We start from the raw sequence: 22,386 nt of genomic DNA on the forward strand, positions 1-22,386 counted from the left end.
GGCACGTTTCCTACACTAGCCCATGGGTGGGTATGACGTTGCCTGAAGTGATTTCGTTCAAACGTAGCCAACCCCTGTGGGAGCGAGCTTGCTCGCGATGACGTGCTGACAATCGACATCTTCATTGGCTGGTCCATCGCTTTCGCGAGCAGGCTCGCTCCCACAGGGGTTTATCATTATCCATGTCCCCAACGCCCACATGCCGGTTGCCGGTGAATACTCAGCTGCCTATAGTCCGGATATCGCCTACAGCCAGTACGGACTCATGATCAAAGAACAGTTGTCTCGCTTCCATCGTCTCGACCTGCTCAGCCATCCGACGCCTCTGGAAAAACTCGACCGTCTCTCCGCCTGGCTCGGTCGCGACATCTACGTCAAGCGCGACGACCTGACGCCTCTGGCACTGGGCGGCAACAAGTTGCGCAAGCTTGAATACCTTGCCGCCGACGCCCTGGCCCAAGGCGCCGACACGCTCGTCACTGCCGGCGCGATCCAGTCCAATCATGTCCGTCAGACCGCTGCCCTGGCCGCGAAGCTGGGCCTGGGTTGTGTGGCGCTGCTGGAAAACCCCATCAGTACCGAGGAAAGCAATTACCTGGGCAACGGCAACCGGCTGTTGCTGGAGCTGTTCGATGCCAAGGTCGAACTTGTTGAAAACCTGGACAACGCCGACGAACAGTTGCAGGCCCTTGCGAGCCGCCTGCGTAGCAACGGGAAAAAACCTTACCTGGTGCCAATTGGCGGGTCGAATGCCCTGGGCGCCTTGGGCTATGTGCGCGCAGGTCTGGAGTTGGCCGAACAGATCAAGGACACCGGGCTTGAATTTTCCGCCGTGGTGCTGGCCTCTGGCAGTGCCGGCACCCATGGCGGCCTGGCGCTGGCACTGAGCGAAACCCTGCCGGACCTTCCGGTGATAGGCGTGACGGTTTCACGCAGCGAGGAGGACCAGTTTCCGAAAGTCCAGGGGCTCGCCGAACGTACCGCGCAGTTGCTGGAAATGGCCCTGCCGCCGGCCTTCAAGGTGAACCTGTGGGACGAGTATTTCGCCCCCCGCTACGGCGAGCCCAACGCCGGTACGCTGGCGGCGGTCAAGTTGCTGGCGAGTCAGGAAGGCCTGCTGCTCGATCCGGTCTATACCGGCAAGGCCATGGCCGGGCTGCTCGACGGCATCGGTCGCGACCGCTTTGAAAACGGCCCGATCATCTTCCTGCATACCGGCGGTGCACCGGCGCTGTTTGCCTATGACTCGGTGTTCCAGGCTCGGTAAATGTCGCTGTGGAGCGAGCAGGCCCGCTCCCACAAGATGTTGATTACATATTGGAATATGGTCGTGATTTAATATTATTTTCCAATCTATACGACCCGACCTATAGTCGCGCCGCAGGCGTATTTGCCACGAGACGCAAAGCCTGCTTTTAGGGCAGGATGTGGCAATTCTTTCGGATCGCGGCTACGCCTTTCTCTTCCAGATAAACGTCATCATAAAAATACAGGGGCTTGTCATGAATTTTTCCGCATTACGTCGCAACCTGCTGGTGGGTTCGCTGGGCCTGGCATTGAGCGCCGGGCTGATGGGCCAAGCGGTTGCCGGTGAGCAGCTGCAGAAAATCAAGGACGCTGGTGAAATCAAGATCGGCCTGGAAGGCACTTACCCACCGTTCAGTTTTGTTGATGACAGCGGCAAGCTGACCGGCTTCGAAGTGGAATTTTCCGAAGCCCTGGCCAAGGAACTGGGGGTCAAGGTCAAGCTGCAGACGACCCCGTGGGCCGGTATCCTCGCCGCCCTGGAATCCAAGCGTCTTGACGCCGTGGTGAACCAGGTGACCATCTCCGAAGAGCGCAAGAAAAAGTACGACTTCTCCGAGCCGTACACTGTTTCCGGGATCCAGGCGCTGGTACTGACCAAAAAAGCCGACGAACTGAACATCAAGAAGGCCGCTGACCTGGACGGCAAAAAAGTCGGCGTGGGCTTGGGCACCAACTATGAGCAGTGGGTCAAGGCAGAAGTACCGGGCGCCCAGGTCAAGACCTACGACGATGACCCAACCAAGTTCCAGGACCTGCGTGTCGGCCGCATCGACGCCATCCTGATCGACCGCCTGGCCGCGCTGGAATACGCCAAGAAAGCCAAGGACACGACAGCAGCCGGCGAAGCCTTTTCTCGCCAGGAGTCTGGCATTGCCCTGCGCAAAGGCGAGCCCGAGCTGCTGGCAGCCGTGAACAAGGCCATCGAAAAACTGCGCGCCGACGGCACGCTGAAAAAGCTCTCGGAAAAATACTTCAGCGCTGACGTCACTCAATAATGGAAGCAGCTCTTCAACTCGCGCTGGACTCCGCGCCCTTTTTGCTCAAGGGCGCGTATTACACGGTCATCCTCAGCCTGGGCGGCATGTTCTTCGGCTTGCTGCTCGGGTTTGGCCTGGCGCTGATGCGCTTGTCGCGCTTCAAACCGGTGAACTGGATCGCCCGCATCTACGTGTCGTTCTTTCGCGGCACGCCGTTGCTGGTGCAGTTGTTCGTGATCTACTACGGGTTGCCGCAACTGGGCATCGAGCTGGACCCACTGCCAGCGGCATTGATTGGTTTCTCACTGAACATGGCCGCCTATGCCTGCGAAATCCTGCGGGCCGCAATCAGCTCCATCGAACGCGGCCAGTGGGAAGCGGCGGCCAGTATCGGCATGACCCGCGCGCAGACCCTGCGTCGGGCCATCCTGCCGCAAGCCGCACGCACAGCCCTGCCACCGTTGGGCAACAGCTTCATCTCCCTGGTCAAGGACACTGCATTGGCGGCGACCATCCAGGTACCGGAGCTGTTCCGCCAGGCGCAGCTGATCACCGCCAGAACCTTCGAAATCTTCACCATGTACCTTGCCGCCGCGCTGATCTATTGGGTTCTTGCCACCGTGCTTTCGCACTTGCAGAACGTCCTGGAAGCCCGGGTCAATCGGCATGACCAGGAGTCCTGACCGATGATTGTCGTGGAAAAACTGACAAAGCAGTTCAAGGGTCAGGTGGTGCTCAACGGCATCGACCTGAAGATCGAAGAAGGCGAGGTGGTAGCGATCATCGGCCCCAGCGGCTCGGGCAAGACCACCTTCCTGCGCTGCCTGAACTTCCTCGAAGAACCCAGCAGTGGCCGGATCAAGGTCGGCGACATCGAGATCGATGGCAGCCGCCCGCTGAACCAGCAACAGGGCCTGGTCAGGCGTTTGCGCCAGCAGGTAGGGTTCGTATTCCAGAACTTCAACCTGTTCCCCCATCGCACCGCATTGGAAAATGTCACCGAAGGCCCGCAGGTGGTGAAAAAAATTCCCCGTGCCGAAGCCGAAGCCCTGGGGCGCAAGCTCCTGGCCAAGGTCGGGCTGGCCGGCAAGGAAGATGCCTACCCACGGCGCCTGTCCGGCGGCCAGCAGCAGCGCGTGGCAATTGCCCGGGCGCTGGCGATGGAGCCGGCGGTGATCCTGTTCGACGAGCCGACCTCGGCCCTCGACCCCGAACTGGTGGGCGAAGTACTGGCGACCATTCGCGGCCTGGCCGAAGAAAAACGCACCATGGTGATCGTCACCCACGAAATGGGCTTCGCCCGGGACGTGGCCAATCGCGTGGTGTTCTTCGATAAAGGTGTGATCGTCGAGCAAGGGGAAGCCAAGGCTTTGTTCGCGGCCCCTAAAGAAGAGCGTACTCGACAATTCCTCAGCAAGTTCCTCTCCGCACACGCCGCGCAATAAGTTATCCGGCACACTTCCATGGAAGGAAGTGGGTAACTTGGATGTCATACTCCTGACCGCTACGAAACAACTTACAGCCCCGCCCTCAGTTTAGAAACTTGTCAGCACGACATGCGCATACCTTGCGTAACACTTATGTCGGACCGTTCGCCCATCGTCTCGCGCCTTCAGCTACCGCAAGCAATACGACAGACGCCGGGGCAAGGAAAGTGGCGTCTGACGGCACGCATTATTAACTGCAACGCGTAGGAAACTTCTGAAGAGTTAATCAATCGAGCATTAATCCCGCGCTTCTATTGACACTGTAACTGCCCACCCCTTATCTAGAAGCCAACAGGCGACGCGCATTATTTTTTATTCCCCCAGTCCTGCACAGAAAGTTCATGATTTTATTGCAACGCAATAAACAATGCCGCGTTTATCCGTGCCTTTGACCTTTATGAAACAGCTCGATATGGACACCAAGGAGAACACCATGACATGTACGTCACCGATCCTCGAACTGGCCGCGCCCGCGCTGGCCAATGCCCTGCATACCGGTATCAACATCACCAGTGCCGCTCGGCTGGAAGTGCTCATCACACCTTATTCCGGCATGGATGCGGGCGATCTGATCGAACTGTTCTGGGATAACTGCTACGTCGGCTCCCGCCAGGTATCCCAGGCGGATACCCATGGCGGCATCACGCTGCGGATACCGGAAAGCTTCGTCGTCAACGGGACGTCATGCATCCATTATCGCGTCATGCGGGTTGGGCGTGGGCCGGCGCTGTCGGCCCCGCAACGGGTGCAAGTCAAACTCGATTGCCCCGGGGGTCGGCCTTCGACCTTGATCGGCGATGAAAACCAGAGCCTGGCACCGGTGCGTATCCCCCAGGCCATCCGTCGCCAGGGCGTTAATCCGAATCAGATCAAGCGTGGCGTACCGCTGACCATCGAGCCCTACCTGAACATGGCCGCCGACGATGCGATCACCGTGCGCTGGGGCGACGTGCGCATGGACCTGCCTCGGATCAAACCTTGCGAGGTGGGCCAGCCGATCCATGTCTGGGTGCCACCGGAAATAATCACCGAAGCCGGCGAAGACCTGCGCCTGGAAGTGACCTATTGCATCCTTGATCGGGTAGGCAACACCTCCCATTGGGCACCGCCGCGGACATTGAAGATCGGTTGCGCGAATGCGTATCTGAAGAGCCCCGTCCAAAGCGTCGTTGATGGCCGTTGAAGCGCGCCGTCACAAAGTAATCGGTTTTTGTGGCAGGGATGTCCGCTCCCTCACCACAAGAGCCGTTTCGCCCATGCGGGCTCCCTGAATTTAAATCCAGCCTATAGATATTCCTAAAAGATAGTTCAAAAACATTTTATACGCGTTTAGGGTATATCGACCGGACCACCGGACATTCTTGATTTTCGCCACCGCACTCATCGCGGTGTTTTCTTGAGATGTGAGGTGGGTATGGTACGGAACACAATCGCCCCAGTGCAGGGCGCCAAGGCACTGCACGCAGCCACGGAGTGGCTGTAATGTCCGATCTGGCGCAAGCAAAGGTCCATAGCGACCTGGATGTCGCTCCATTGTTATTGCCGGCACAGGTGCTGCGCACCGATGCCGAGGCAATCAAGGCCGCGCATGAACTCGCACAGGTTGCTCGCCAGCAGGCCGCGCGCCGCGATCAGCAGCGCAAGCTGCCCTGGGCGGAAATCGAGCAATTCACCCGCAGCGGGCTTGGCAGCATTGCCGTTCCTCGTGAGTACGGCGGGCCGCAAGTCTCTTCAGTGACCATCGCCGAAGTGTTCGCGATCATTTCCGCAGCCGATCCGGCCCTTGGGCAGATCCCGCAGAACCAGTTCGGCGTGCTCCAGCTGATTCTCGCCACGGGAACCGAACGGCAAAAGAAAATTCTCCTCCAGAGCGTGCTCGAAGGCTGGCGCATCGGCAACGCCGGGCCGGAGCGCGGCACCCGCAACACCCTGGACCTCAAGGCGCGGATCACCGCCGATGGCGATGGCTTCGTCATCAATGGACAGAAGTTCTACTCCACCGGCGCCCTGTTCGCCCACTGGGTCGCCGTGAAGGCATTGAATGACGAAGGTCGCCAAGTGCTGGCGTTCGTCCGGCGCGGCACCCCGGGCCTGCGCATCGTCGACGACTGGTCGGGCTTCGGCCAGCGCACCACGGCCAGCGGCACCGTGCTGCTGAACAATGTGCGGGTCGACGCCGAACTGGTCCTGGACAACTGGCGCATCAACGAAACGCCAAACGTGCAAGGCGCCTTCTCGCAGTTGATCCAGGCGGCGATTGACCTGGGCATCGCCCGCGGCGCTATCGACGACGCTATCGCCTTCGTTCGCGAACGCGCCCGACCCTGGATCGACGCCAAGGTCGAGCGGGCCAGCGACGATCTGTACGTGATCGCCGACGTTGGCAAGCTGAAAATCGAACTGCATGCCGCCGAGGCTCTGTTGCGCAAGGCGGGACACGTACTGGACCAGGTCAACGCAGCGCCGATCACTGCACAGTCCGCCGCCCGCGCTTCGATAGCCGTCGCCGAAGCCAAGGTGCTGACCACCGAAATCGCCCTGCAAGCCAGCGAAAAACTCTTCGAGCTGGCCGGCAGCCGCGCCACCCTTGCCGAGTTCAACCTCGACCGCCACTGGCGCAACGCGCGGGTCCACACCCTGCACGACCCGGTGCGCTGGAAATACCACGCAATCGGCGATTACCACCTGAACGGGACCTTGCCCGCCCGACATTCCTGGATCTGACGACCCGACCACTGGAGCAGCACATGACGCTTTCCCAACACGTCGCGGTGATCACCAGCGATGAACAAGCCCTCATTGTCGCCAGCGACCTGGCCGATGACTTCAAGCGCGACAGCGCCCTGCGCGATCGCGAACGGCGCCTGCCGCACCCGGAGCTGGAAGCCTTCACCCGCTCCGGCCTGTGGGGCATCAGCGTGCCCAAGGCCTACGGCGGCGCGGGCGTTTCCAACGTCACGCTGGCGAAGGTCGTGGCGCTGATCGCCCAGGCCGATGGCTCGCTCGGGCAAATCCCCCAGAACCACTACTACGCCCTGGAAGTGCTGCGGGTAAACGGTAGCGAAGCCCAGAAGCAACGGCTGTATGCCGAAGTGCTGGCTGGTCAGCGGTTCGGCAACGCCCTGGCGGAGCTGGGAACCAGGACTGCTCACGAGCGCACCACCCAACTGCTTCGCGATGGCGACGGGTACCGCATCAACGGTCGCAAGTTTTACGCCACCGGGGCGATCTATGCCCAGCGCATCCCTACTTCGGTGGTGGACGAGAACGGCGTGCAGCAGTTGGCGTTCGTTCCGCGCAACAGCCAGGGTCTGACAGTCATCGATGACTGGAGCGGTTTCGGCCAGCGCACCACGGGCAGCGGCTCGGTGGTGTTCGAAGCCGTGCATGTCGCTGCCGAAGACATCGTGCCGTTCCAGAGCGCCTTCGAACGCCCTACTCCGGTGGGCCCGTTGGCGCAGATTCTCCATGCCGCCATCGACACCGGCATTGCCCGCGCCGCCTATGAAGATGCGTTGCATTTTGTCCGTAGCAAAACCCGGCCGTGGATCGACGCCACCAGCGATGTCGCCACCCAGGATCCGCATACGCTCAAGAGCTTCGGTCACCTCGGCGTTCGCCTGCACGCCGCCGAAGCCTTGCTGGAGCGCGCCGGCGAATTCCTCGACCGCGCCCAGGCCGACACCAATGCCGAAACGGTGGCGGCGGCCTCGATTGCCGTGGCCGAAGCCCGGGCCATCAGCACCGAAATCTCCCTGGCCGCCGGCAGCACGCTGTTCGAACTGGCCGGCAGCCAGGCGACCCTGGCCGAACATGGCCTGGATCGTCACTGGCGCAACGCCCGGGTGCACACCCTGCATGACCCGGTGCGCTGGAAATATCACGCGGTCGGCAATTTCTACCTCAACGACGAAAAACCACCGCTGCGAGGGACCATCTGATGGCCCTCGGCAAGAAAAAAATCCTCCTCAACGCGTTCAACATGAACTGCATCGGCCATATCAACCACGGCTTGTGGACGCATCCGCAGGACACCTCGACCCAGTACAACACGCTCGAATACTGGACCGGCCTGGCCCAGCTACTGGAGCGCGGTCTGTTCGACGGGTTGTTCATTGCCGATATCGTCGGGGTCTATGACGTTTACCAGCAATCGGTGGATGTCACGCTGAAAGAGTCGATCCAGCTGCCGGTCAACGACCCGTTGCTGCTGGTCTCGGCAATGGCTGCCGTCACCCGCAACCTCGGCTTCGGCCTCACCGCCAACCTCACCTATGAGCCGCCGTACCTGTTCGCCCGACGCATGAGCACGCTGGACCACCTGAGCCGCGGCCGGGTTGGCTGGAACATTGTCACCGGTTACCTGGACAGCGCCGCGAAAGCCATGGGCCTTGGCGCGCAGGTCGAGCACGACCGCCGTTATGACCAGGCCGACGAGTACCTGGAGGTGCTCTACCAACTCTGGGAGGGCAGCTGGGAAGACGATGCGGTGCTCAACGATCGCCAGCAACGGATCTACGCCCAGCCAGAAAAAGTGCACAAGGTCAGGCACCAGGGCGAGTTCTATCAGGTCGAGGGTTATCACCTCTGCGAGCCATCGCCCCAACGCACACCGGTACTGTTCCAGGCCGGCAGCTCCGAGCGCGGGCTGTTGTTCGCCGGGCGCCATGCCGAGTGCGTGTTCATCAGCGGCCAGAACAAGCCGGCGACCAGGGCCCAGGTGGACAAGGTTCGCGCCAGCGCCGTCGCGGCCGGGCGCAATGCAGAGGACATCAAGGTGTTCATGGGCCTGAACGTGATTGTCGGCGAGACCGAAGCAGCGGCCTGGGCCAAGCATGCCGAGTACCTGGGGTATGCCAGCGCCGAGGCCGGCGTGGCGCATTTCTCCGCGTCGACGGGCATCGACTTTTCCGAGTACGAACTGGACGAACCGATTCAGTACGTGAAGAGCAACGCCATCCAGTCCGCGACCAAGACCTTGCAGAACAACGACTGGACCCGACGCAAGCTTCTGGAGCAACACGCCTTGGGCGGTCGCTACATCACCGTTGTCGGCTCGCCCGAACAGGTCGCCGACGAGCTGGAATCGTGGATCACCGAGACCGGCCTCGACGGCTTCAACCTGACCCGCATCGTCACGCCACAAAGCTACGTGGATTTCATCGACCTGGTGATTCCCGAGCTGCAGCGCCGCGGGTCGTACAAGACCGAATACGACGGGGGGACGTTGCGGGAAAAGCTGTTTCACGCGCAAGCGCGACTACCCGGCCAACACACTGGCTCGAACTACCGGCGATGACCCCGTGGAGCAGCCCTGACCAACCTGTGGCGAGGGGATTTATCCCCGCTGGGGCGCGAAGCGGCCCTGAAATCTGAAGCTGCGGTGTATCAGGCTGACGGCACTGGCTTTGGGGCTGCTTCGCAGCCCAGCGGGGATAAATCCCCTCACCACAAAAACCTCTTTACCCAAAAATGACTGGAACAACCAACATGACCAAGCAACTCCTGACCCTGCCAGTCAAAGCACTGGCCCTGGCCCTCGGCCTGTTCAGTTCAGCGCTGTTCGCCGCCGACGCGCCGTTGAAAATCGGCACCACCGCCGCCTTCGCCATTCCTCTGGAGGCCGCCGTCGAAGAGGCCGGCAAACAAGGCCTGAAGGTTGAGCTGGTGGAATTCAGTGACTGGATCGCGCCTAACGTCAGCCTCGCTTCGGGTGACATTGACGTGAATTATTTCCAGCACATTCCCTTCCTGGAAAACGCCAAGGCCGCCGCTGGGTTCGACCTGGTGCCGTTCGCGCCGGGCATCATCAACAACGTCGGCCTCTACTCGAAAAAATATAAAAGCTTCGACGAGCTGCCCGAAGGCGCGAGCGTCGCCATTGCCAACGACCCGATCAACAGCGGTCGCGGCTTGCAACTGCTGGCCAAGGCCGGGCTGATCCAGCTCAAGCCGGGCGTCGGCTACAAGGCCACCGAAGACGATATTGTCGCCAACCCAAGGAAGATCAAGATCCTGCAGGTCGAAGCCGTGCAACTGGTGCGCGCCTATGAAGACGCCGATCTGGTGCAGGGTTATCCGGCCTATATCCGCCTGGCGAACACCTTCGACGCGACGTCCGCGTTGCTGTTCGACGGCCTCGATCACAAGGAATACGTCATCCAGTTCGTGATCCAGCCCAAGAGCAAAAGCGACCCGCGGCTGATCAAGTTCGTCGATATCTATCAGCACTCCCCGGCCGTGCGCGCAGCCTTGGACAAGGCCCATGGCAAGCTCTATCAAGCCGGCTGGGAAAGCTGATATGAATGCCGTCAACGCTTTGCTTGAACAGCAAACGCCCACGCGCCGAAGCGCCGAAAGCACCGAGCTGCACCCACAGCTCAACCGCGCCCACGTGCGTTTTGTCGGACTGGGCAAAACCTACCGGGGCGCCCAAGGACCGGTGAACGCGCTGCACGGCATCGACCTGGCGATCCAGCGCGGCGAGGTGTTCGGCATCATCGGCCGCAGCGGCGCCGGCAAGTCATCACTGATCCGCACCATCAACCGCCTCGAACAACCCACCAGCGGTCGGGTGCTGATCGATCAGGTGGACATCGGCGAGTTCGATGAAGATCACCTGGTCGAGCTGCGCCGCCGCATCGGCATGATCTTCCAGCATTTCAACCTGATGTCGGCCAAGACCGTCTGGCAGAACGTCGAGCTGCCGCTGAAAGTCGCCGGGGTGCCCAAGGAGCAACGCCAGCGCAAGGTCCGCGAGCTGCTCGAACTGGTGGGCCTGGATAGCAAGCACAAGGCCTATCCGGCACAACTCTCAGGCGGGCAGAAGCAGCGGGTCGGCATCGCCCGGGCGCTGGTCCACGATCCGCAGATCCTGCTGTGTGACGAGGCCACTTCGGCGCTGGATCCGGAGACCACTCAGTCGATCCTCGGCCTGCTGCGGGAGATCAACCAGCGTCTGGGCCTGACGATCGTGCTGATTACCCACGAGATGGCGGTGATCCGCGAAGTCTGCGACCGGGTGGTGGTGCTGGAACAAGGGCGGATCGTTGAGCAGGGGCCGGTCTGGGAAGTCTTCGGCAACCCGCAACATGAGGTCAGCCGGACGCTGCTGGCGCCGTTGCAGCACGCGCTGCCTGAAGAACTGCAGAATCGTTTGCAGCCGCAACCGGCATCGGCGGACGCCGCCACGGTGCTGCGCCTGCAATTCACCGGTACCGCCCGCGATGAACCGGACCTCGCAGCCCTGTTCGGCGCCCTCGGTGGCCGGGTGCGACTGTTGCACGGCGGCATCGAGCGGATCCAGGGACATGGGCTGGGACAATTACTGCTGGCCGTGAGCGGCTCCTCACTGGGCGCCGAGGAATTGCGTCAGCGGGCAGCTACATGGGCGCAACGGGTGGAGGTGCTGGGTTATGTGGTTTGATCGGTTATTGCAGGGTTTCATCGACACGTTCCTCATGGTTGGCGTGTCGTCATTGATCGCGTTGCTGGCGGGCATTCCGCTGGCGGTTATCCTGGTCACCAGCGGCAAGGGCGGCATTTACCAGGCACCGGCGCTGAACCGTGCCTTGGGCGCGTTCGTGAACCTGTTTCGCTCGATCCCGTTCCTGATCCTGATGGTGGCGCTGATTCCGTTCACCCGGCTGATCGTCGGCACGACCTACGGCGTGTGGGCTGCGGTGGTGCCACTGACCATCGCCGCGACGCCTTTTTTTGCCCGCATCGCCGAAGTCAGCCTGCGGGAAGTCGACCACGGCCTGATCGAAGCGGCGCAGGCCATGGGCTGCCGGCGCTGGCATATCGTCTGGCACGTATTGCTGCCCGAGGCGCTGCCAGGCATCGTCGGCGGTTTTACCATCACGTTGGTGACCATGATCAATTCCTCGGCCATGGCCGGGGCGATCGGCGCCGGTGGCCTGGGTGACATCGCCTACCGTTACGGCTACCAGCGGTTCGACAGCCAGATCATGCTCACGGTTATCGTGCTGCTGGTGGCGCTGGTCGCGGTGATTCAGTTGGGGGGCGATCGTCTGGCGCGCGGCCTGAACAAACGCTGAAGCGCGACTCATTGTGGGAGCGAGCCTGCTCGCGATTGGCGGCCGGCGGGCTTGCGGTATAGTCATCAAACACTCCCCAGCAAAGCCCGCGATCATGAAACACACTGCCGAAGACCTGCACGTCATCACCGCCACGACCCTGGGTCATTACAACGCCGTGGCCGATAATTTTCGCGAAGGCACCCGCGATCATGATGTCAGCCAGAACATCGATGCGTTGCTGCGCCACATTCAGGCCCAGGCACCGTTTCATATTCTCGACTTCGGCTGCGGTCCGGGGCGGGATTTGCGTACGTTCACCGGCATGGGCCATGTCGCGGTCGGCCTGGACGGTTCCGAAGAATTCGCCCGGATGGCCTGCCAGGACAGCGGGTGCGAGGTGCGGCAACAGGATTTCCTGAAGCTCGACCTGCCGGCCGAACGCTTTGATGGAATTTTCGCCAACGCGGTGCTGTTTCATATTCCTGTCCAGGAACTGCCACGGGTTCTCAGAGAACTGCACGCGACGCTCAAGCCTGGCGGCGTGCTGTTCAGCTCAAATCCTCGCGGCGAAAACCAGGAAGGCTGGAACGGCCAGCGCTTCGGCGCCTACCACGACCTCGACGCCTGGCGCAGGCTGCTGGGCGCAGCAGGCTTTGTGGAGCTGGAGCATTATTACCGGCCAGCGGGGCTGCCACGGGAACAGCAGCCTTGGTTGGCGAGTGTGTGGCGTAAACCTGCTTAGGACTTGAGGGCGCCATCGCGAGCAAGCTCGCTCCCACATTCGATCAGTTGTGAACTCATGATCTGTGAGCAGCGCAATTCCAATGTGGGAGCGAGCTTGCTCGCGATAGCGCTCCAATAGTCAATGAAGCTTGAAGGCTTGGCCTCATCGCCTGGAAGCTTCACTCCGGCTGTTTCAACCACTTCTGCGACAACTGCTCAAGCCGCCCATCCTCCTTGATCCGCGCCAGGGCATTGTCCAGGCTGGCCTTGAACGCCGGGTTGTCCTTCTGGAACGGAATCACCAGGCTGGGCGGCGGGCCTTTCTTATCCTGCGCCTGGAACGACTGCGCCATGACCAGCGGACGTTGCGACTCGTCCTTGCTCGCCAGCAACTGCGCATCCGGTTGGCTGTAGGGGGTACTGGTATCGAAACGATCCGCCAGTTCCGGGGTCAGTGCTATGTGATTGATGGCGACGTCGTATTTGCCGGTTTCTACACCGGCCAACAAATCCTCGGCATCGGTGACAACGAAATCGGCCCGTACATCGAGTTCGTTCGCGAGCATTTCGCCCAGCTCCACTTCGAAGCCGGTGAGTTTGCCGTCTTCCTTGAAGTTGAAGGGCGCCGTGTTGGCCTCAAGAGCGATGCGCAACTCGCCCCGGTCGTTGATATCGTCGATCAATTCGGCATGGGCCAAAGGGCTCAAAAGAGGTAGCAGGCAGATCAGGCCAGGCAGGAAACGCATGGTCACTCCTAGAATTTTTACAAGCGACGCTCGTCTCAGGCTCGCTTTGCTATGGTTGTTGCAGGCTTCGACAACGATTGTTCATGAAGTTGTCATGACTCAGCGGATTTCATCGAAAAACTGGAGAAAAAAATGAAAAGCTTTATGTCTCGTGCCGCGTTGGCTGGCCTGTTGTTGGGCACCTCGATGCTGGCAACAGCGGCGACCCCGGCCCCCAAGGGCGCAGAAGTGTTCATCGTTTCCCCGGAAGATGGCGCCACCGTCAGCCAGGAATTCAAGGTCAAGTTCGGCGTCAAGAATATCGCCCTGGCTCCGGCGGGCGATGTGACCAAGAACACTGGCCATCACCATTTGCTGATCGATGTCGACGACGTGCCGAAGGAAGGCGCGCCGATTCCGACCGACGCCCACCACATGCACTTCGGCAAGGCACAAACCGAGGCCACCATCAAGCTGGCCCCGGGCAAGCACACCTTGCAATTGATCCTGGGCGACAGCGGCCATATGCCATTCGACCCGTCGATTGTCTCCGAGAAAATCACGGTGAATGTGAAGTAACGCCGTATCGACTGACACAACGCAGGCCCCTGTGGGAGCGAGCTTGCTCGCGATAGCGGTGGTTCAGTCGATAGATCTTTTTCTGACACTGCGCGATCGCGAGCAAGCTCGCTCCCACAAGGTTTCCAGGTTGTGTCAGAAAAAAACGGGAGCCATTCAGGGCTCCCGTTTTTTTATTGCAAACCCAGCCCGCTTAGAACAACACGCGGCAACGAATGGTGCCGTTGATGTGCTGCAGCTTCTCCTGCGCCAGGTCCGAGTATTCGGCATCGACGTCGATCACGACGTAGCCGACCTTCTCGTTGGTCTGCAGGAACTGGCCGGAAATGTTGATGCCGTTTTCCGCGAAGACCTTGTTGATCTCGCTCATCACACCCGGGATGTTCTCGTGGATGTGCAGCAGGCGATGCTTGCCAGGGTGAGCGGGCAGAGCCACTTCCGGGAAGTTCACCGACGATACCGAGGTACCGTTGTCGCTGTACTTGACCAGTTTTTCCGCCACTTCCAGACCGATGTTGGCCTGGGCTTCAGCGGTGGAACCGCCGATGTGCGGGGTCAGGATCACGTTGTCCAGGCCACGCAGCGGGCTCTCGAAGATGTCGTCGTTGGAGCGCGGCTCTACCGGGAACACGTCGATGGCGGCGCCGATCAGGTGCTTGTCCTTGATCGCTTCGGCCAGGGCGTCGAGCTTGACCACGGTGCCACGCGCGGCGTTAATCAGGATCCCGCCTTTCTTGATGGCACGGATTTCCTTCTCGCCGATCATCCACTGGGTGGCCGGGGTTTCCGGTACGTGCAGGGTGACGATGTCGGACATGCCCAACAATTCGTGCAGGTCGTTGACCTGGGTGGCGTTGCCCAGCGGCAGCTTGGTCACGGTGTCATAGAAGAACACCTGCATGCCAAGGCCTTCGGCGAGTACCGACAACTGGGTGCCGATCGAGCCGTAGCCGACGATACCCAGCTTCTTGCCGCGGATTTCGAAGGAGTTGGCCGCGCTCTTGATCCAGCCGCCACGGTGGCAGGAAGCGTTTTTCTCGGGGATGCCGCGCAGCAGCAGGATCGCCTCGGCCAGCACCAGCTCGGCAACGGAACGGGTGTTGGAGTACGGCGCGTTGAACACCGCGATACCGCGCTCACGGGCCGCGTTGAGGTCAACCTGGTTGGTGCCGATGCAGAAGCAGCCGACCGCGACCAGTTTCTTGGCGTGGTCGAAGATCTCTTCGGTCAGTTGAGTACGGGAGCGGATACCGATGAAGTGAGCATCGGCGATCTTTTCCTTGAGCTGGGCTTCCGGCAGAGAACTGGTGATGTACTCGATGCTGGTGTAGCCCGCCGACTTGAGGACGTCGACAGCCGATTGGTGGACGCCTTCGAGAAGAAGGAACTTGATCTTGCTCTTATCGAGAGAAGTCTTGCTCATCTGCGTAAACCTGTGTCCCGGAGAAAAATGGCAGGGAATCGGGCAGCCTGGGCCGGCCCGACCGGCGTGACAGCCGTCGCCGCAGAACAGCCTTTGGGCACTACGCTGCGGGGTCGGTATGCTAGCATATGCCCCCCGCAAACACCCATTCCTGCGACGTGAAGCGTTCTCAGGATGACCATGAATTGTTCGAGAGTTCTGTCGATGACCAATCCTGCCGTGATAGATGAGCTGAAGACCCTGGTTGAGCCTGGCAAGGTCCTGACCGATGCCGACTCCCTGAATGCTTACGGCAAGGATTGGACCAAGCATTTCGCTCCGGCGCCGACGGCCATCGTCTTTCCCAAGACCATCGAACAGGTCCAGGCCATCGTGCGCTGGGCCAATGCGCACAAGGTCGCGCTGGTCCCTTCGGGCGGACGTACCGGGCTGTCCGCCGCGGCCGTGGCGGCCAATGGCGAAGTCGTGGTGTCCTTCGACTACATGAACCAGATTCTCGACGTGAACCTGACCGACCGCACCGCCGTGTGCCAGCCGGGCGTGGTCACCGAACAACTGCAGAACAAGGCCGAGGAACATGGCCTGTACTACCCGGTGGATTTTGCTTCAGCCGGTTCCAGCCAGATTGGCGGCAATATCGGCACCAATGCCGGCGGGATCAAAGTCATTCGCTACGGCATGACGCGTAATTGGGTGGCGGGCATGAAAGTCGTTACCGGCAAGGGCGACGTGCTGGAGCTGAACAAGGACCTGATCAAGAATGCCACCGGCTACGATTTGCGCCAGCTGTTCATCGGCGCCGAGGGCACGCTTGGCTTCGTGGTCGAAGCCACCATGCGCCTGGACCGGGCACCGAAAAACCTCACCGCGATGGTGCTCGGCACGCCGGATTTCGATTCGATCATGCCGGTGCTGCATGCCTTCCAGGGCAAACTGGACCTGACCGCATTCGAATTTTTCTCCGACAAGGCTCTGGCCAAGGTCCTCGGTCGTGGCGACGTGCCGGCGCCGTTCGAGACCGACTGCCCGTTCTACGCCCTTCTGGAGTTCGAGGCCACCACCGAAGAAGTCGCCAACCACGCGCTGGAAACCTTCGAGCACTGCGTCGAACAAGGCTGGGTGCTCGACGGCGTGATGAGCCAGAGCGAAACCCAGTTGCAGAACCTGTGGAAATTGCGCGAGTACATCTCCGAAACCATCTCCCACTGGACGCCGTACAAGAACGACATCTCGGTAACCGTCTCGAAGGTTCCGGCATTCCTGCGGGAAATCGATGCAATCGTCGGCGAACACTACCCGGACTTCGAAATCGTCTGGTTCGGCCACATCGGCGACGGCAACCTGCACCTGAACATCCTCAAGCCGGAAAACCTGAGCAAGGATGAGTTTTTCGCCAAGTGCGCGACGGTGAACAAATGGGTGTTCGAAACCGTCGAGAAGTACAACGGCTCGATTTCCGCCGAGCACGGCGTGGGCATGACCAAACGCGACTATCTGACCTACAGTCGCTCGCCGGTGGAGATCGAGTACATGAAAGCGGTAAAGGCAGTCTTCGACCCCAACGGCATCATGAACCCGGGCAAGATCTTCGCGGTTTGACCCTTATAAACACCTGATGAAAATCCAAAGGCAGGAGTCGGTTATGAGCTATCAGCACCAGTATGTCGACGGTACGCGTATTCATTTCCCGATCGGGAAAGTGGTGTGCATTGGCCGCAACTATGCCGAGCATGCAAAGGAACTGGATAATCCGGTGCCCACCGAGCCGTTGCTGTTCATCAAGCCAGGCAGTTGCGTGGTGCCGCTGGAAGGCGGTTTCAGCATTCCCACCGACCGCGGGTCGGTGCATTACGAGGCGGAAATCGCCGTGCTGATCGGCAAGCCGCTGTCGACCCGGCCCAGCGCTGAGGAAGTGCTGGACGCGATCTCCGGCTTCGCTCCGGCCCTGGACCTGACCCTGCGGGACAAGCAGGCCGAGCTCAAGGGCAAGGGACTGCCCTGGGAAGTCGCCAAGTCTTTCGACGGCGCGGCGGTGATCGCCCCGTTTGTCTCGAAGGACACCTTCGCCGACCTGACCGACATCCCCGTTCGCCTGGTCATCAATGGCGAAGTGCGCCAGGACGGCAACAGCAGCCTGATGCTCAACCCCATCGTGCCGATGATCCAGTACATGGCCGGCTGTTTCTCGCTGCAGGCCGGCGACGTGATCCTGACCGGCACGCCGGCCGGCGTCGGGCCGTTGAACGTCGGTGACGAGCTGGTGCTGGAACTGCCGGGCGCGAGCCGCTTCGAGAGCAGTGTTCGTTAACAGCTGCATCTGTCCATCCTGTGGGAGCGAGCTTGCTCGCGATAGCGTCATGTCAGCCGACATCAACATGTCGGACACACCGCTATCGCGAGCAAGCTCGCTCCCACAGGTTAGCCTGAGCGGCCATCCGGCCATTTACCGTTTTTTTCACATGCCATCCGGATAATTCCGGGCAATGCGGCATCTGAGCCAGCCAGCCCCTAGCCGAATTCCCTGGAACGTGTCCCCTGATGGCCAAGACCCAAGCACTGCCCACCCCCAAAACATCCCGCCGCTCTCGCTTCGCCCTGCCCTGGTATGTCTGGCTGCTGATCGCGGGCGCCAGCGCTTATGGCCTGGCATTCGCCATGCACTGGGATGACCGGGGCCTGCTTTGGGTGTCGGAGCGCTTCCAGAGCCAGGCCGAGCGCCGGGAAAGCATCTGGCTACCTGATTACCACGCTGTCATTGACGCCAAGGCGCTCCCGGGAATGGAAGACGACGAAGCGTCCGACCTGACCTATAGCCCACAGACCAAGACCCTGTTCGCGGTGATGGGCAAAAATCCGTTCCTGGTGGAGCTGAACCTGCAGGGTGACGTATTGCGCAAGATGCCGCTGGTGGGCTGGGGCAACCCTGAAGGCGTGGCTTTCATGGAAAACGGCCTGTTGGCCATCACCGATGAACGCAAGCACACGCTGTCGATCATCCAGGTCGACGCCAATACCCGCGAGCTGAACATCAAGGATTTCCCCCAATATGACCTGGGCACGTCGAAGAACCAGAACAAGGGATTCGAAGCCATCGTCTGGGACCCGAAGAACCAGCAACTGATCCTTGGCGAAGAGCGCCCACCGGCATTGTTCACCTGGAAAAGCGACGGGAGCCAGTCGCTCAAGGGCGACAAGCAGATCCATGTCAGCAACGAACTCGACCTGCGCAACCTGTCCGCCCTGGCCGTAGACCCGCGCACCGGCCACACGCTGGTGCTATCGGCCGACTCCCATTTATTGCTGGAACTGGACGAAGCAGGCAATCAGGTCAGTTTCATGACCCTGCTCGGCGGCTTCAACGGCCTGAAGGACACGATCCCTCGGGCCGAAGGCGTCACTGTCGATGAAGCCGGCACCCTCTACATCGTCAGTGAACCGAACCTGTTCTACCGTTTCGAAAAACAGCACTGACAGCGCGACTTTGTAAGACATTTCCCACCATCGTGTAGGATGTGGCACGCGGCCATTAAGCTTCAGTTCAGGCAGTCGTGGTATTTCCAACCACCTGTTTTTATCCGAGCCCTCCTACATGCGTCGACTTGTCCGTCCCAAGCCACTGTTCCTGCTGTTGCTGGCCATCATGTTGATCGCCCTGATCGCGGTGGGCCAGTACCTGCGCCTGTTCGAACGCGTCTGGTTCAACATGAGCAGCCTGTGGCACCCCGTCAACGAGCAGGCAATCGCACTGGATCAGTACCAGGTCGCGCTCGAGGCGCAGGTGATCGAAGGGTTGGACGATGACGTTTCGGCGCTGACCTTCGATCCGATCCGCAAGACCCTGTTCACCGTGACCAACAAGAATCCCGAGCTGATCGAGCTGTCGCTGGACGGCAAGATCTTGCGGCGCATAGCCCTGGTCGGGTTTGGTGATTCGGAAGCGGTGGAATTCATCAGCGAGAACATCTATGTCATCACCGACGAGCGCCAACAACGGCTGATCAAGATCCATCTGGACGACGACACCCGGTTCCTGGACGCGGCCGAAGCCGAGCAGATCTCGCTCGGGGTGCACATGAGCAGCAACAAGGGTTTCGAAGGGCTGGCCTACGACTCCCTGGGCAAGCGGCTATTCGTGGCGAAGGAGCGCGACCCGATGCTGATCTACGAGGTCCACGGGTTTCCCCACCACAACCCGGAAAAATCCTATGCGGTGCACGTCGTCAACAATCCCAAGCGTGACGCCGGGCTCTTTGTGCGCGACCTTTCAAGCCTGCAATACGATGAGCGCAGCGGTCACCTGATGGCGCTGTCCGACGAGTCGCGGTTGATCATCGAGCTGGATATCAACGGCCGTCCGTTGAGCACGCTGTCGTTGAGCAAGGGCCGCCACGGCCTGCAGAAAACCGTCCCCCAGGCTGAAGGCCTGGCCATGGATGACGATGGCAACCTGTATCTGGTGAGTGAGCCGAATCTGTTTTATGTGTTCAAGAAGGCGCAGCCCTAAGCTCGCACAGACCCCATGTGGGAGCGAGCTTGCTCGCGATAGCGGTGGGTCAGCTTGCATGGATGTCGAATGTGCCTTCGTCATCGCGAGCAAGCTCGCTCCCACAGGGTCCGGTGTGAACCAATAACTATCCGCCGGGCTATTCAGCCCGCAGCGTCTTCACCCCTTCAGCAGTCCCCAGCAACAGCACATCCGCCGGACGTGCGGCGAACAGGCCGTTGGTGACCACGCCGACAATGGCGTTGATCTGGCTTTCCAGCTCCACCGGGTTGGTGATCTGCAGGTTGTGGACATCCAGGATGATGTTGCCGTTGTCGGTCAGCACACCTTCGCGATACACCGGATCGCCGCCCAGTTTCACCAACTGACGGGCGACGTGGCTGCGGGCCATGGGGATGACTTCCACCGGCAGCGGGAAGGCGCCGAGTACCGGCACCAGCTTGCTGGCGTCGGCGATGCAGATGAAGGTCTTGGCGACTGCCGCGACAATCTTCTCGCGGGTCAATGCAGCGCCACCGCCCTTGATCAGGTTCAGGTGCGCATCGCTTTCATCGGCGCCGTCGATGTAGAACTCCAGGTCGCTCACGGTGTTGAGCTCGTACACCGGGATCCCGTGGCCCTTGAGGCGCGCGGCGGTGGCTTCGGAGCTGGCGACCGCGCCGTCGAACGCACCCTTGTGCCGCGCCAGCGCGTCGATGAAGCAATTGGCGGTCGAGCCGGTGCCGACCCCGACGACGCTCTTGTCATCCAGCTTCGGGAGAATGAGGTCGACGGCGGCCTGGGCCACGGCCTGTTTGAGTTGGTCCTGGGTCATGCGGGCTCCGAGGGTGCCGAGAGGGAACGAAAGGCCGGCATTATAGGCGCAGAAACCGTGGCGAGGGAGCTTGCTCCCGCTTGAGTGCGAAGCGCTCATCGCTTTTTCCGGGACCGCTTCGCGATCCAGCGGGAGCAAGCTCCCTCGCCACAGGGGTTCGGTACCCTCGGACCACTTAATTCGTGTGGTCGCCCGGCCAAAAGCCGGGTTAGACTCCCTGGCCCTGCCCAACCCGCTCAGTGATGCTTTCCGATGCTCGAACAGTACGTCAAGAAGATCCTCACCTCGCGCGTTTATGACGTTGCCGTTGAAACCCCGCTGCAGACCGCCCGCCAGCTCTCCGAGCGGCTGGGCAATGACGTCTGGCTCAAGCGTGAAGACTTGCAACCGGTGTTCTCGTTCAAGATTCGCGGGGCCTACAACAAGCTGACCCAGCTCAGCGACGAAGAGCGCGCTCGTGGCGTGGTCACGGCCTCGGCGGGCAACCATGCCCAGGGCCTGGCGCTGGCGGCCAAGGTGCTGGGCGTCAAAGCCACCATCGTCATGCCCAAGACCACCCCGGAAATCAAGGTCGAAGGCGTACGCTCCCGCGGCGGCAAAGTGGTGTTGCATGGCGACTCGTTCCCCGAGGCGCTGGCGTATTCGCTGAAGCTGGTCGACGAAAAAGGCTACGTTTATATCCATCCCTATGACGACCCTCATACCATCGCCGGGCAGGGCACCGTGGCGATGGAAATCCTCCGTCAGCACCCCGGGCGCCTCGATGCGATATTCGTCCCGGTGGGCGGTGGCGGGCTGATTGCCGGGATCGCAGCCTACGTGAAATACCTGCGCCCCGAGATCAGGATCATCGGCGTCGAGCCCGACGACTCCAATTGCCTGCAAGCGGCCCTGGCCGCCGGTGAGCGCGTGGTATTGCCGACCGTCGGCCTGTTCGCCGATGGCGTGGCCGTGGCGCAGATCGGCCAGCACACCTTTGATATCTGCAAGCACTACGTGGACGAAGTGATTACTGTCAGCACCGACGAGATCTGCGCAGCCATCAAGGATATCTACGACGATACCCGCTCGATCACCGAGCCGGCCGGCGCCTTGGGCGTGGCCGGGATCAAGAAGTACGTCGAATCGCGGGGCATCAGCGGCCAGACCCTGGTGGCCATCGACTCCGGCGCCAACGTCAACTTCGATCGCTTGCGCCATGTGGCCGAGCGCGCCGAGCTGGGCGAAGGGCGCGAGGCGATCATCGCCGTGACCATTCCTGAGCAGCCGGGCAGCTTCAAGGCCTTCTGCGAAGCCATCGGCAAACGCCAGATCACCGAATTCAACTACCGCTACAACACCGGCAGCGAAGCGCACATCTTCGTCGGCGTACAGACGCATCCGGAAAACGATCCGCGCAGCAAGTTGATCGCCAGCCTGACCGAGCAAGGCTTCCCGGTGCTGGACCTGACCGACAATGAACTGGCCAAGCTGCACATCCGTCACATGGTCGGCGGCCATGCTGCCCACGTCATCGACGAAGTGGTGCTGCGTTTCGAGTTCCCGGAGCGTCCGGGCGCGTTGTTCAACTTCCTCAACAAGCTGGGCGGGCGCTGGAATATCTCGATGTTCCACTACCGCAACCATGGCGCGGCGGATGGTCGCGTGGTCGCCGGGCTGCAAGTACCCCACGATGAACGACACCTGGTCCCGGCCGCCCTGGAAGAAATCGGCTATCCGTATTGGGATGAAAGCGACAACCCGGCCTATCAGCTGTTTCTTGGTTGAAGGGCTACGCTGAAGGACATCGGCCTTAAGGAAATCC

Annotated in this window: 20 protein-coding genes and 1 pseudogene; 18 read left to right on the forward strand and 3 right to left on the reverse strand. The window is 60.9% G+C overall.

Annotated features, from left to right (window positions below):
• Nucleotides 1–265 precede the first annotated feature (265 nt).
• The 12 genes and pseudogenes from PSH78_RS25210 to PSH78_RS25265 all read left to right on the forward strand — a co-directional run bounded on the left by PSH78_RS25210 (nt 266) and on the right by PSH78_RS25265 (nt 12,556).
• Entirely contained in the window at nt 266–1,267 is a 1,002-nt protein-coding gene (locus PSH78_RS25210; RefSeq protein WP_305497542.1) for a D-cysteine desulfhydrase, read from the forward strand.
• Nucleotides 1,268–1,502: 235 nt separating this feature from the next.
• On the forward strand, nt 1,503–2,303 hold the full coding sequence (gene tcyJ / locus PSH78_RS25215; RefSeq protein ID WP_305497543.1) for a cystine ABC transporter substrate-binding protein: 801 nt from the start codon (nt 1,503–1,505) through the stop codon (nt 2,301–2,303).
• Nucleotides 2,303–2,968, forward strand: a complete 666-nt coding sequence (tcyL, locus tag PSH78_RS25220) for a cystine ABC transporter permease (protein WP_305497544.1) — start codon at nt 2,303–2,305, stop codon at nt 2,966–2,968. The genes tcyJ and tcyL overlap by 1 nt, the downstream gene beginning before the upstream one ends.
• Before the next feature lie 3 nt (nt 2,969–2,971).
• Nucleotides 2,972–3,730 (forward strand): L-cystine ABC transporter ATP-binding protein TcyN, encoded by a 759-nt coding sequence (gene tcyN / locus PSH78_RS25225; RefSeq protein ID WP_305497545.1) that lies wholly within the window; start codon nt 2,972–2,974, stop codon nt 3,728–3,730.
• A gap of 475 nt (nt 3,731–4,205) precedes the next feature.
• A pseudogene (locus PSH78_RS25230) lies at nt 4,206–4,968 on the forward strand (hypothetical protein); the annotation flags it as partial.
• Nucleotides 4,969–5,254: 286 nt separating this feature from the next.
• Nucleotides 5,255–6,496 carry an SfnB family sulfur acquisition oxidoreductase gene (locus PSH78_RS25235; protein WP_305497547.1) on the forward strand — a complete coding sequence of 414 codons (1,242 nt, stop codon included), beginning with the start codon at nt 5,255–5,257 and terminating at the stop codon, nt 6,494–6,496.
• 23 nt (nt 6,497–6,519) lie between these two features.
• Nucleotides 6,520–7,713: an SfnB family sulfur acquisition oxidoreductase gene (locus tag PSH78_RS25240; RefSeq protein ID WP_305497548.1), complete on the forward strand. Its 1,194-nt coding sequence runs from the start codon at nt 6,520–6,522 to the stop codon at nt 7,711–7,713.
• The gene (locus PSH78_RS25245; RefSeq protein WP_305497549.1) at nt 7,713–9,071 is read left to right on the forward strand and encodes an LLM class flavin-dependent oxidoreductase; all 1,359 of its coding nucleotides are present in this window, start codon (nt 7,713–7,715) and stop codon (nt 9,069–9,071) included. The genes PSH78_RS25240 and PSH78_RS25245 overlap by 1 nt, the downstream gene beginning before the upstream one ends.
• Before the next feature lie 191 nt (nt 9,072–9,262).
• Nucleotides 9,263–10,072: a MetQ/NlpA family ABC transporter substrate-binding protein gene (locus PSH78_RS25250; RefSeq protein WP_305497550.1), complete on the forward strand. Its 810-nt coding sequence runs from the start codon at nt 9,263–9,265 to the stop codon at nt 10,070–10,072.
• A gap of 1 nt (nt 10,073) precedes the next feature.
• Entirely contained in the window at nt 10,074–11,198 is a 1,125-nt protein-coding gene (locus PSH78_RS25255; protein WP_305497551.1) for a methionine ABC transporter ATP-binding protein, read from the forward strand.
• Entirely contained in the window at nt 11,188–11,832 is a 645-nt protein-coding gene (locus tag PSH78_RS25260; RefSeq protein WP_305497552.1) for a methionine ABC transporter permease, read from the forward strand. The genes PSH78_RS25255 and PSH78_RS25260 overlap by 11 nt, the downstream gene beginning before the upstream one ends.
• Nucleotides 11,833–11,926: 94 nt before the next feature.
• Complete coding sequence (locus PSH78_RS25265) at nt 11,927–12,556, forward strand: bifunctional 2-polyprenyl-6-hydroxyphenol methylase/3-demethylubiquinol 3-O-methyltransferase UbiG (RefSeq protein WP_305497553.1); 630 nt, start codon at nt 11,927–11,929, stop codon at nt 12,554–12,556.
• A 160-nt stretch (nt 12,557–12,716) separates the two neighbouring features.
• Here PSH78_RS25265 and PSH78_RS25270 read toward each other — a convergent pair whose 3' ends face one another.
• Nucleotides 12,717–13,283, reverse strand: a complete 567-nt coding sequence (locus tag PSH78_RS25270; protein ID WP_305497554.1) for a transporter substrate-binding domain-containing protein — start codon at nt 13,281–13,283, stop codon at nt 12,717–12,719.
• A gap of 132 nt (nt 13,284–13,415) precedes the next feature.
• Here PSH78_RS25270 and PSH78_RS25275 point away from each other — a divergent pair, with 132 nt between their 5' ends.
• Nucleotides 13,416–13,841: a DUF4399 domain-containing protein gene (locus PSH78_RS25275; RefSeq protein ID WP_305497555.1), complete on the forward strand. Its 426-nt coding sequence runs from the start codon at nt 13,416–13,418 to the stop codon at nt 13,839–13,841.
• Between the two features lie 193 nt (nt 13,842–14,034).
• Here PSH78_RS25275 and serA read toward each other — a convergent pair whose 3' ends face one another.
• Entirely contained in the window at nt 14,035–15,264 is a 1,230-nt protein-coding gene (serA, locus tag PSH78_RS25280; protein ID WP_039592617.1) for a phosphoglycerate dehydrogenase, read from the reverse strand.
• 204 nt (nt 15,265–15,468) lie between these two features.
• Between serA and PSH78_RS25285 the strand changes: the two genes are divergently transcribed.
• From PSH78_RS25285 to PSH78_RS25300, 4 genes are all read left to right on the forward strand, one after another.
• The gene (locus tag PSH78_RS25285) at nt 15,469–16,863 is read left to right on the forward strand and encodes an FAD-binding oxidoreductase (RefSeq protein ID WP_305497556.1); all 1,395 of its coding nucleotides are present in this window, start codon (nt 15,469–15,471) and stop codon (nt 16,861–16,863) included.
• 43 nt (nt 16,864–16,906) lie between these two features.
• Entirely contained in the window at nt 16,907–17,572 is a 666-nt protein-coding gene (locus PSH78_RS25290; RefSeq protein WP_305497557.1) for a fumarylacetoacetate hydrolase family protein, read from the forward strand.
• A 230-nt stretch (nt 17,573–17,802) separates the two neighbouring features.
• Complete coding sequence (locus PSH78_RS25295; RefSeq protein WP_305497558.1) at nt 17,803–18,735, forward strand: SdiA-regulated domain-containing protein; 933 nt, start codon at nt 17,803–17,805, stop codon at nt 18,733–18,735.
• A 118-nt stretch (nt 18,736–18,853) separates the two neighbouring features.
• Nucleotides 18,854–19,768: an SdiA-regulated domain-containing protein gene (locus tag PSH78_RS25300; protein WP_305497559.1), complete on the forward strand. Its 915-nt coding sequence runs from the start codon at nt 18,854–18,856 to the stop codon at nt 19,766–19,768.
• A gap of 139 nt (nt 19,769–19,907) precedes the next feature.
• Here the strand turns inward: PSH78_RS25300 and rpiA are convergent, their stop codons facing one another.
• Nucleotides 19,908–20,582, reverse strand: a complete 675-nt coding sequence (gene rpiA / locus PSH78_RS25305) for a ribose-5-phosphate isomerase RpiA (protein WP_305497560.1) — start codon at nt 20,580–20,582, stop codon at nt 19,908–19,910.
• 252 nt (nt 20,583–20,834) lie between these two features.
• Here rpiA and ilvA point away from each other — a divergent pair, with 252 nt between their 5' ends.
• Nucleotides 20,835–22,349, forward strand: a complete 1,515-nt coding sequence (gene ilvA, locus PSH78_RS25310; RefSeq protein ID WP_305497561.1) for a threonine ammonia-lyase, biosynthetic — start codon at nt 20,835–20,837, stop codon at nt 22,347–22,349.
• Nucleotides 22,350–22,386: the final 37 nt, after the last annotated feature.

The organism is Pseudomonas sp. FP198, assembly GCF_030687895.1.
GTDB lineage: Bacteria > Pseudomonadota > Gammaproteobacteria > Pseudomonadales > Pseudomonadaceae > Aquipseudomonas.

Bases quoted from the DNA above. Each gene is read 5' to 3' on its own strand.
- PSH78_RS25210 (WP_305497542.1), top strand. From the start codon at position 266: ATGATCAAAGAACAGTTGTCTCGCTTCCATCGTCTCGACCTGCTCAGC.
- tcyJ (WP_305497543.1), top strand. From the start codon at position 1,503: ATGAATTTTTCCGCATTACGTCGCAACCTGCTGGTGGGTTCGCTGGGC.
- tcyL (WP_305497544.1), top strand. From the start codon at position 2,303: ATGGAAGCAGCTCTTCAACTCGCGCTGGACTCCGCGCCCTTTTTGCTC.
- tcyN (WP_305497545.1), top strand. From the start codon at position 2,972: ATGATTGTCGTGGAAAAACTGACAAAGCAGTTCAAGGGTCAGGTGGTG.
- PSH78_RS25235 (WP_305497547.1), top strand. From the start codon at position 5,255: ATGTCCGATCTGGCGCAAGCAAAGGTCCATAGCGACCTGGATGTCGCT.
- PSH78_RS25240 (WP_305497548.1), top strand. From the start codon at position 6,520: ATGACGCTTTCCCAACACGTCGCGGTGATCACCAGCGATGAACAAGCC.
- PSH78_RS25245 (WP_305497549.1), top strand. From the start codon at position 7,713: ATGGCCCTCGGCAAGAAAAAAATCCTCCTCAACGCGTTCAACATGAAC.
- PSH78_RS25250 (WP_305497550.1), top strand. From the start codon at position 9,263: ATGACCAAGCAACTCCTGACCCTGCCAGTCAAAGCACTGGCCCTGGCC.
- PSH78_RS25255 (WP_305497551.1), top strand. From the start codon at position 10,074: ATGAATGCCGTCAACGCTTTGCTTGAACAGCAAACGCCCACGCGCCGA.
- PSH78_RS25260 (WP_305497552.1), top strand. From the start codon at position 11,188: ATGTGGTTTGATCGGTTATTGCAGGGTTTCATCGACACGTTCCTCATG.
- PSH78_RS25265 (WP_305497553.1), top strand. From the start codon at position 11,927: ATGAAACACACTGCCGAAGACCTGCACGTCATCACCGCCACGACCCTG.
- PSH78_RS25270 (WP_305497554.1), bottom strand. From the start codon at position 13,283: ATGCGTTTCCTGCCTGGCCTGATCTGCCTGCTACCTCTTTTGAGCCCT.
- PSH78_RS25275 (WP_305497555.1), top strand. From the start codon at position 13,416: ATGAAAAGCTTTATGTCTCGTGCCGCGTTGGCTGGCCTGTTGTTGGGC.
- serA (WP_039592617.1), bottom strand. From the start codon at position 15,264: ATGAGCAAGACTTCTCTCGATAAGAGCAAGATCAAGTTCCTTCTTCTC.
- PSH78_RS25285 (WP_305497556.1), top strand. From the start codon at position 15,469: ATGACCAATCCTGCCGTGATAGATGAGCTGAAGACCCTGGTTGAGCCT.
- PSH78_RS25290 (WP_305497557.1), top strand. From the start codon at position 16,907: ATGAGCTATCAGCACCAGTATGTCGACGGTACGCGTATTCATTTCCCG.
- PSH78_RS25295 (WP_305497558.1), top strand. From the start codon at position 17,803: ATGGCCAAGACCCAAGCACTGCCCACCCCCAAAACATCCCGCCGCTCT.
- PSH78_RS25300 (WP_305497559.1), top strand. From the start codon at position 18,854: ATGCGTCGACTTGTCCGTCCCAAGCCACTGTTCCTGCTGTTGCTGGCC.
- rpiA (WP_305497560.1), bottom strand. From the start codon at position 20,582: ATGACCCAGGACCAACTCAAACAGGCCGTGGCCCAGGCCGCCGTCGAC.
- ilvA (WP_305497561.1), top strand. From the start codon at position 20,835: ATGCTCGAACAGTACGTCAAGAAGATCCTCACCTCGCGCGTTTATGAC.